Raw genomic sequence first — 8,816 nt, 5'->3', positions numbered from 1 at the left:
TCCCGATGACGTTCTTCATGAGCAACGACGCCTTCTACTTCGGCATCCTTCCGGTGTTGGCCGAGACCGCCGGTCACTTCGGCATCTCCGCGGCCGATATGGCCAGAGCCTCCATCACGGGCCAGCCGGTGCACATGCAGTCACCGCTGGTGCCAGCGATCCTGCTCCTCGTCTCACTCTCGGGAGTCGAGCTCGGAGACCACCACAAGAGGGTTCTCTGGCGTGCGCTGATCGTCTCTCTGGTGATGCTGACCGTCGGCGTCCTCATCGGCGTCATCGCAATCGGATAGGACCGCGGCAGATATGACTGATTTCTACTCAGCTCCTCGTCACAGGTTCGCCGCGCCCTCGCTGCGGGTGGCGGCCTCGGCCGGCATCGACGATGCACGGGCCACGGTCATCCTGGCTTACCGGTCGGATGCCTCGACGTCGGTCCTCGATGAGGCGATCGCCGGCGCCCGCCGGGAGAACGCGGCAGTGCGCGCGGTCCACTACGAGTCCGACACGACGACCGCTCCCTCGGTTGGGGCACTGTCCCAGACGAGGGAGCTTGCCGATCGGCTCGCCGAGGCGGACCTCGAGTTCGAGATCCAACGCGCCGATTCCGATGTGGCCTCCCAGATCCTCGACCTCGCCGAAGCCCGGCAGGCGAAGCTCATCGTGATGTCGTCCAAGCGCCGCTCCCCCGTGGTCAAGCTGCTTCTGGGCTCGAGCACTCAGAGGGTGATCCTCGAGGCCGAGTGCCCGGTCCTCATCGTCAAGTAGAGTCCAACTTCACCGGGCCAGCAGGTCCCCGGCTCCCGCTCCGGTGAGTGAGGCATCGAGGAGTTCGATCGTGTGGCCCGTCGGCAGGGTCGCCTCTCCCTGTCTGCGCAGCGCGTCGGTGACCTGCAGCAAGCATCCGGGGTTGCCGGTGACGACGAGTTCGGCTCCGGTGGCGGCGATGTTCGTGGCCTTCTTGTCCCCCAGCTCGCGGGCGGCCTCCGGGCGCACCAGGTTGTAGATGCCGGCCGAGCCGCAGCACGTGTCGGCGTCCTTGATCGCAGCCAGTTCGATCCCGGGGATCTGGCCCAGCAGTTCGCGTGGCGGGTTGCGCACCCCTTGGGCGTGGGAGAGGTGGCAGGCGTCGTGGTAGGCCACGCGCAGCCCACCGTCGGCCACCGGATGCCGTGGGGCGCTGGGCCCGATTTCGACGAGGATCTCGGTCACGTCTCTGACCTTGTCGGCCAGCTCCTTCGCGCGCTGGGCGTAGGCGGGGTCATCGGAGAGGATGTCGGCGTATTCCTTCATCGTCGACCCGCATCCGGCGGAGTTGACGACCAGATAGTCCACGTCCGCCGAGGTGAAGGTATCCACGATTCTGCGTGCGAAGTCCTCCCCTTCCTCGCTGCGCCCGGCATGGACCGACAGCGCACCGCAGCACCCCTGCGACTGGGGCACCACGACTTCACAGCCTTCCATATTGAGCACGCGCACCGTCGCGGCATTGACCTGCGGATAGAAGGTCCGCTGGACACAGCCGAGCAGCATCCCCACCCGCGCCCTGACAGGCACACTCGCACCTTCGGCGGTGCGCGGCGGGTTCGACTCGGGAATGCTGACCTTCTTCGTCACCGGCGGTGCGATGGCCTCCATCGTGGCCAGGGTCGGTGAGAGCTTCTCGAGGATCTTGGACTTGCGGATGACATTGGAAATTCCCGTCCGCTGGTAGAGCTTGAGCGGTGCCAACAGGGTTCCCAGACGCTCCGGGTACGGGAACAGTTGGAAGATCGCCTCCCGCAGAGCCACCTCGGCGCGGCTGCGGTGCTCCTTGCCGTTGCGCTCGACCTGACCGCGGGTGGCTTCGATGAGCTTGTCGTACTGGACCCCGGACGGGCAGGCGCTGACGCAGGCCATGCAGCCCAGGCAGGCGTCGAAGTGCTCGACCATGGAGGCGGTCATCGGCCCCTCTTCCAGGCCCTTCTCCATGAGGTAGATGCGTCCGCGCGGTGAGTCCTCCTCATTTCCCCAGAGTTGGTAGGTCGGACACGCGGGAAGGCAGAAGCCGCAGTGGACGCAGTCGGCGATGAGCCCCGGGTCCGGTGGGTTGAAGACGTCGAAGGCCGAATGGTCCATCGTCGGCGGGGCCATCTCCATCGTGGCCTGGCCCGCGGTCGCCATCGTCGCCTCCAGAGGTGTCGACTCCGACGTTGCACCCTGTGCTGACGTTGCACCCCAGGCGGACGTGTCGTCGGGGACGGACGCTGCGCCGCCATCGCCGCCCTGGCAGCCTCCTGCTCCACCGCAATCGCATGACATCACAGTCCTCCTATTCCACGTCCGGGTGAAAGCAGACCATCCGGATCGAACTGGTCTTTGATGGTGCGCATGAGTCCGAACCCGGGGATCTCGCCCCAGGCATCGACGTCGCCCCACACCGAGGCGGGGGCGCACAGAACGGTCGCGCTCAGCTGCTTCTGCCCCCACGTGCGCAGATGCTCGAGTACGACTCGGGTCGCGATGGTGGGATCGGTGTCGAGGCCGCCGACGCCGAGGTCGAAGACCCCCATAGCGGACCCACGCAGCTGGATCGGGTACCCGATGGTGTCCTCGAGGCGGGCGATCTGAGCCACCAGCTCCGGCACCAGCGCCGGCGAGACCGAGGCCCGTATCGTCACGGGGGCCTGAGCCCGTCGTGCCCACCAGCTCGGCTCGAAGCCCGCCTTCGCGCCGGGATTGGCCTCGATGATCTGCCGGGTTCGGGACTCGACCGACTCCGGGAGTCCTTCGACCATGACGACGGTCGTGGCCTGTGTGCCCGGCGACCGGTCGATTTCGACTGCCGCCGGCGCCACCTGGGAGCCGAGGACTCCGAGCGCAGCCTCGGCGCCGGGGATCTCGACGTAACCTTGGGTCTCCGGTTTCGGGTACAGCCGGACTGCGGCGCTGGCGATGATCCCCAGCGTCCCCCAGGATCCGGTCATGAGTTTGGCGAGGTCGTAGCCGGCGACGTTCTTCACGACCTTGCCGCCGGCCTTCGCGATCGTGCCGTCGGCGAGGACGACGGTGACTCCGAGGACGACTTCGCGCAGAGGCAGGCGGCCGATGCGCCGTGGCCCCACAGCCCGGGTGGCGATGGCTCCGCCCAATGTCGACCCTGAGTCCGAGCGGTCGGCTGGAAAGTCCGGGAGGAGCTCCTGATCTCCGGTGGCGGCGACGTCGTTGAGTTCGGAGATCGTGGCCCCTGCCCCGGCGACGAGGATGAGGTCGTCGGGAGAATGTTCGCTGACCTGGTCGAGTCCTCCCATGTCGAGGAGGAGGCCCGGAGTGTGTCCCGGCGGATGATCATCGAGCGCGGTCCCACCGCCGTAGACGCCGATCGAGCGAGAGTCGCGATGTGCGCCGGTCACGAGTTCGGACAGCTCCTCAACGCTGTCCGGCCGGGCGAGCCGGGGAAGTTCCTCGGTCAAAACAGCTCCGCCTTTCCTGCCGCCTGCAATGGGTGCTCCCCCGATGTCCGCCGAGGTGGTTCCCCGCACAGCCGTGGTGTCGGGAAGACCTTTCCCGGGTTGGACAGATAGTCGGGATCGAAGGCACACCGCAGGATCTGCATCGTGTCGAGATCCTCATTCGTGAACATGCGCGGCATGAATTTGGCCTTGTCGGAGCCGACCCCGTGCTCCCCGGTGATCGAACCGCCTTCGCTCAGGCACAGGTCGAGGATCCGCCCCGAGGCGGTCTCGGCCAGATCGGTCTGGCCCTCGACACCGCCGTCGAAGAGCACGAGCGGATGCAGGTTGCCGTCTCCGGCGTGGAAGACGTTGGCCACGCGCACACCGCATTCCTCAGCGATCGTCGAGATGGAGGCGAGCACGGGTCCGAGCCGAGACCGTGGGATGACTCCGTCCTGGACGATGTAGTCGGGGCTGATCCGGCCGACGGCCGCGAAGGCCGATTTCCGGCCCTTCCAGATCAGACCGCGTTCGACATCGTCGACGGCGACCCTGATCTCGCCGGCACCGTGATCCTTCGCCCGGGCGATGACCGTCTCCCGCTCGAGTTCGACGTCGATGGCCGGTCCGTCGAGTTCGACGACGAGGACCGCACCGGCGCCCTCGGGGTAGTTGCAGGCCACGGCCCTCTCTGCAGCCTCAATGGCCAGCGCATCCATCATTTCGATGGCGGCGGGCATGATCCCGGCCGAGATGATGTCACTGACCGCCTCCCCTGCCGCATCGGTTGACTCGAATCCGATCAGCAGCGTCTCCACGGCTTCGGGAAGCCGGGTCAGCCGTACGGTCACCTCGGTCACGATCCCCAGCGTCCCTTCGGATCCGCAGAGCACGCCGAGGAGGTCGTAGCCCGGGTATTCGGGGGCCTGTCCCCCGATCTCGACGATGTCTCCCTGGGCGGTGACGAGAGTGGCCCCGGTGACGTGATTGGTGGTGAAACCGTATTTGAGGCAGTGGGCACCGCCGGAGTTCTCGGCGACGTTGCCGCCGATCGAGCACACGCTCTGGCTCGAAGGGTCCGGCGCGAAGTAGTAGCCGTGAGGGTTGGCCTCGTTGGACAGATTGAGGTTGATGACCCCGGGCTGCACGACCGCACGCTGGGCCAGAGGATCGATGTCGAGGATGTCTCGCATCGTCGACATGACGATGAGCACGCCCTCTGCATGCGGCTGGGCGCCACCGGACAGGCCGGTGCCCGATCCTCGGGCGACGAAGGGGACGTCGAACTCGTGGCAGGCACGCACGGTCAGGGCCACCTCGGCGGTGGAGGTGACGCGGACGACCAGGGCCGGCACGGTGCGGTGCACAGCCAGACCGTCACACTCGTAGGTCTTGCGTTCGTTCTCGTCGGTGACGATCGCCTGCGGTGGCAAATGCGCTTCGATCCGTCCGAGAATCGACTCGATTCTGCTCGTGTCCACTTCCGCCTCCATTGCGCTGATGGTGTCGAGCTTAACGAAGAACGCCGCCGAAAATGTGCTCCACGGCACATTTTCGACGGCGTTCTTACCTGGTGAGACTCATGAACCGAGTCGACTCAGGGCATGCGGGCCAGACTCAGGGCATGCGGGCGTAGGCCGGCAGCGTGAGGAAGTCGACGTACTCATCGGCAACGGCCACGGACAGGAACGTGTCGGTGGCGTCCTTCCAGTCCGACTCCTCGCCCGGCAGCTTCGCGACCTCTTCGGCCACGACCTGGCGCACGAGGTCCGCGGTGACCGTGGCTCCGGTGTCGAGTTCGACTCCGGCGTCCATCCACTGCCAGACCTGGGACCGTGAGATCTCGGCGGTCGCGGCGTCTTCCATGAGCCCGTTGATGGCGACAGCACCGTTGCCTTCGAGCCAGGCGCGCAGGTACTGGATGCCCACGGAGACGTTGGTCCGCAGACCCTTCTCCGTCATCGACCCCGGGGTCGACTTCACGTCGAGGAGGTCGGCCGCAGTCACGGAGACGTCCTCGCGCTTGTTCTCGATCTGGTTGGCGTTGGCACCCAGAGTCTCGGTGAAGACCTCCTTGCAGAGGGCGACCATGCCGGGGTGGGCGACCCAGGAGCCGTCGAAGCCCTTGCTGGCCTCGCGTGACTTGTCTTCGCGGACCTTGTTGAAGGCCGCCTCGTTCTCGTCCTTGTCCTTCGATGGGACGAAGGCGGACATACCACCGATCGCGTGCGCGCCGCGCTTGTGGCAGGTGCGCACGAGGAGTTCGGTGTAGGCGCGCATGAACGGCACCGTCATCGTGACATCTGAGCGATCGGGCAGCAGGTAGTCGGAGCCGCGGGAGCGGAAGTTCTTGATCACGGAGAAGATGTAGTCCCAGCGACCTGCGTTGAGCCCTGAGGAGTGCTCGCGCAGCTCGTAGAGGATCTCTTCCATTTCGAAGGCTGCGGGGTAGGTTTCGATGAGCACGGTGGCGCGGACGGTGCCCCGGGCCAGGTCGAAGGCGTCCTCGGCGTGGTCGAAGACCTGATTCCACAGGCGCGCCTCGAGGTGCGATTCCATCTTCGGCAGGTAGAAGTACGGGCCTTTGCCCTTCTCGATCTGGATCTGCCCGGCAGTGGCGAAGTAGAGCGCGAAGTCCACAAGGGACCCCGAGGTCTCCTCGCCGTCGACGAGGATGTGCTTCTCGGGCATGTGCCAGCCGCGGGGGCGGACGACGATGGTCGGCAGCTCCTCATCGGGGGCCAGGGTGTAGGACTTGCCCTCGGGCGAGGTGAAGTCGATCTCGCGATTGAGCGAATCGAGCAGGTTGAGCTGCCCGCCGATGACCGAGCCCCACTCCGGGGTGTTCGCATCCTCCTGGTCAGCCAGCCACACCTTGGCCCCGGAATTCAGGGCATTGATCGTCATCTTCTTGTACGTCGGCCCGGTCATCTCCACACGACGGTCCTCGAGGCCGGGAGCCGGTGGTGCGACCTGCCAGCTCGGATCATTGCGGATCTCGGCGGTCTCGGGGAGGAAGTCGAGGTCGGCACCGGCCGCGATCTGAGCCTGGCGCTCCTTGCGGGCCTCCAGACGTTCGAGGCGGTCCCCATTGAACTTCCGGTTGAGTTCGACGATGAGCTCGAGGGCCTTCGGGGTGAGTACCTTCTCTGCCCCGTCCGGCAGTTCGCCGGTGATCTCCATGCCTGCTGGAATGTCCAGATTCTCGATATGAGCAGTCATCGGTGGTTCTCCTTAGTCGGCACATTCACTAGTGCATCGCTGATCGCTGGCAACGGGGTTTGGCCTGCGAAACTTTCACATCGTGAAATTTATTGTTCACACAACGAAAAGAATAGGAGGTGATGCACATCTCGTCAAACGCTTCCCTCGAGGTGAGACACGAGAATACCTTGACGGTACGACACCGACCAGGCACGATGATCGCAGGTACTTCGTCAGTGGAGTCGAAACCGTGTCGACTGTTCACCATCCGGTGGCGGTCGCCGGGCCAGGCTCCTCGACCAAGCGGCAAGGACGCCGCGGATCGGAATCACGATGGACAACCTCGCCCTCGCAGCGCTTTTGGCGCTGTCTCCCATCCTCCTGGCAGGAATCCTGCTCATCGGCTTTCGCTGGCCGGCGAAGTATGCGATGCCGATCGGCCTGGTGGCGGCCGCACTGGTGGCGAACTTCGCCTGGCAGATCGAGTGGGTGACGATCGGCGCCTCTGTGGTGCAGGGCCTGCTCACTGCCATCGGACTGCTGTGGATCGTCTTCGGCGCACTCCTGCTCCTGGCCACGGTCACCCGCTCCGGAGCGATCCAGACGATCCGCGCCGGTTTCGTCTCCATCTCCCCCGACCGGCGCGTCCAGGTCATCATCATCGCGTGGCTCTTCGGCTCCTTCATCGAAGGTGCGGCAGGCTTCGGCACTCCCGCCGCAGTCGTCGCGCCGCTGCTGCTCGCCCTCGGCTTCCCTGCCATCGCCGCAGTCCTCGCCGGCCTCATCATCCAATCCACCCCCGTGAGCTTCGGCGCCGTGGGCACGCCCATGGTCGTCGGAATCGGCACGGGGCTGTCCCAGGAGGACGGCAGCATGTCCTCCGAGGTGGCCGCCCGGGCCGCCGAGCTCGGACTCAATCAGAGTGAGTTCGTCGCGCACACCGCCGCCCAGGTCGCCCTCATGCACGGCATCTGCGGCATCCTCATCCCACTGCTGCTGTCCTGCCTGATGACCGGGTTCTTCGGCCGCAATCGACGCTTCGCCGACGGTTTGGCGATCGCTCCGTTCGCCCTCTTCTCCGCGTTGGCCATGATCGTGCCCTACCTCCTCGTGGCTAACCTGCTCGGCCCTGAGTTCCCCTCCCTCATCGGCGGTCTCGTCGGCCTCGCGATCGTAGTCTCGGCGAGCAAGGCCGGCTTCCTCATGCCGAAGAAGACCTGGGACTTCGCGCCACGGGAGATGTGGCCCAAACACTGGATGGGCACCGTGGACCCGGCCGATGAGGCGGCCGAGCTGACGAAGAAGATGTCGATGATCCGCGCGTGGTCGCCCTACCTCATCGTGGTCGCACTCCTGCTGTTCACCCGCAATGTGCCCCCGGTCAAAGAGTTCCTGACCGGCCCGGCCGTCATCAAGATCCAAGAGATCTTCGGCACTCCGATCAGTTCCGACATGGATCTCCTGTGGTCCCCGGGCGCCATCTTCGTCATCGCCTGCCTGCTCACCTACCTCATCCACCGGATGACCGGTGGCCAGATCGCCGGCTCGTGGAAGATCGCCGGGGGCCAGATCGCCGCGGCCGCCGTGGCTCTGCTGTGTTCGCTGCCGCTGGTGCGCGTGTTCATCAACTCTGGAGGCGATTACAACACCTCGGGCCTGGAGTCGATGCCCGTGACTCTGGCCGAAGCCGCCGCAAGCACGGTGGGCAGCGGCTGGCCGCTCCTGGCGCCGTTCGTCGGTGCCCTGGGCGCGTTCGTCGCGGGGTCGAACACCGTCTCCAACATCATGTTCTCGCAGTTCCAGTTCTCCACCGGAACCGCCATCGGAGCGGCCAGCCCCGAGACAGTGGTTGCGGCGCAGGCTGTCGGCGGGGCCGCCGGAAACATGGTCGCCGTGCACAACGTCGTGGCGGCCTCGGCCACGGTCGGCCTCGTCGGACGCGAGGGGGAGCTGATCAGACGCACCTCCATCCCGATGCTCGTCTATTCGCTCACCGCCGGTGCCCTGGCCTTCGTCGGCATCAACGGACTCGGGTTCAACGCCGGGACCGTCGTCTTCGGAGCGGTGCTCGTGGGCCTGATCGTGGCCGTCGTCCTCGCTCGGAGGTCGCCCGGGAAGGAGCTTGTGGCGGAGGAGACCGCACCTTCGGCGAAGACGAGTGCCGCCGAGGACTGATCCTGC

Annotated in this window: 6 protein-coding genes and 1 pseudogene; 3 read left to right on the top strand and 4 right to left on the bottom strand. The window is 66.0% G+C overall.

The annotated features are described in order from the left end of the window. Positions 1-290, top strand: a pseudogene (locus tag L0G76_RS11765) (citrate:proton symporter); the annotation flags it as partial. Positions 291-303: 13 nt separating this feature from the next. Continuing rightward, complete coding sequence (locus tag L0G76_RS11760) at positions 304-765, top strand: universal stress protein (protein WP_304357394.1); 462 nt, start codon at positions 304-306, stop codon at positions 763-765. A gap of 9 nt (positions 766-774) precedes the next feature. On the opposite strand, the gene L0G76_RS11755 is transcribed toward L0G76_RS11760, so the two are convergent. From L0G76_RS11755 to aceB, 4 genes are all read right to left on the bottom strand, one after another. Next, positions 775-2,298 (bottom strand): heterodisulfide reductase-related iron-sulfur binding cluster, encoded by a 1,524-nt coding sequence (locus L0G76_RS11755; protein WP_304357393.1) that lies wholly within the window; start codon positions 2,296-2,298, stop codon positions 775-777. Continuing rightward, positions 2,298-3,449: an FAD-binding oxidoreductase gene (locus tag L0G76_RS11750; protein WP_304357392.1), complete on the bottom strand. Its 1,152-nt coding sequence runs from the start codon at positions 3,447-3,449 to the stop codon at positions 2,298-2,300. Before L0G76_RS11750 ends, L0G76_RS11755 begins: the two co-directional genes overlap by 1 nt. Continuing rightward, positions 3,446-4,912, bottom strand: coding sequence for an FAD-linked oxidase C-terminal domain-containing protein (locus tag L0G76_RS11745; RefSeq protein ID WP_304357391.1), 1,467 nt, complete (start codon positions 4,910-4,912; stop codon positions 3,446-3,448). The genes L0G76_RS11750 and L0G76_RS11745 overlap by 4 nt, the downstream gene beginning before the upstream one ends. A gap of 136 nt (positions 4,913-5,048) precedes the next feature. Then, complete coding sequence (gene aceB, locus L0G76_RS11740) at positions 5,049-6,653, bottom strand: malate synthase A (protein WP_304357390.1); 1,605 nt, start codon at positions 6,651-6,653, stop codon at positions 5,049-5,051. A gap of 315 nt (positions 6,654-6,968) precedes the next feature. Between aceB and L0G76_RS11735 the strand changes: the two genes are divergently transcribed. After that, a complete protein-coding gene (locus L0G76_RS11735) occupies positions 6,969-8,810 on the top strand; it encodes an L-lactate permease (protein WP_304357389.1) in 1,842 nt (613 codons plus the stop codon). Positions 8,811-8,816 lie beyond the last annotated feature (6 nt).

This window comes from Brevibacterium picturae, from assembly GCF_030453725.1.
GTDB lineage: Bacteria > Actinomycetota > Actinomycetes > Actinomycetales > Brevibacteriaceae > Brevibacterium > Brevibacterium sandarakinum_A.
The sequence above is the reverse complement of the archived record's forward strand: the minus strand, read 5'-3'. Positions and strand labels throughout refer to the sequence as shown.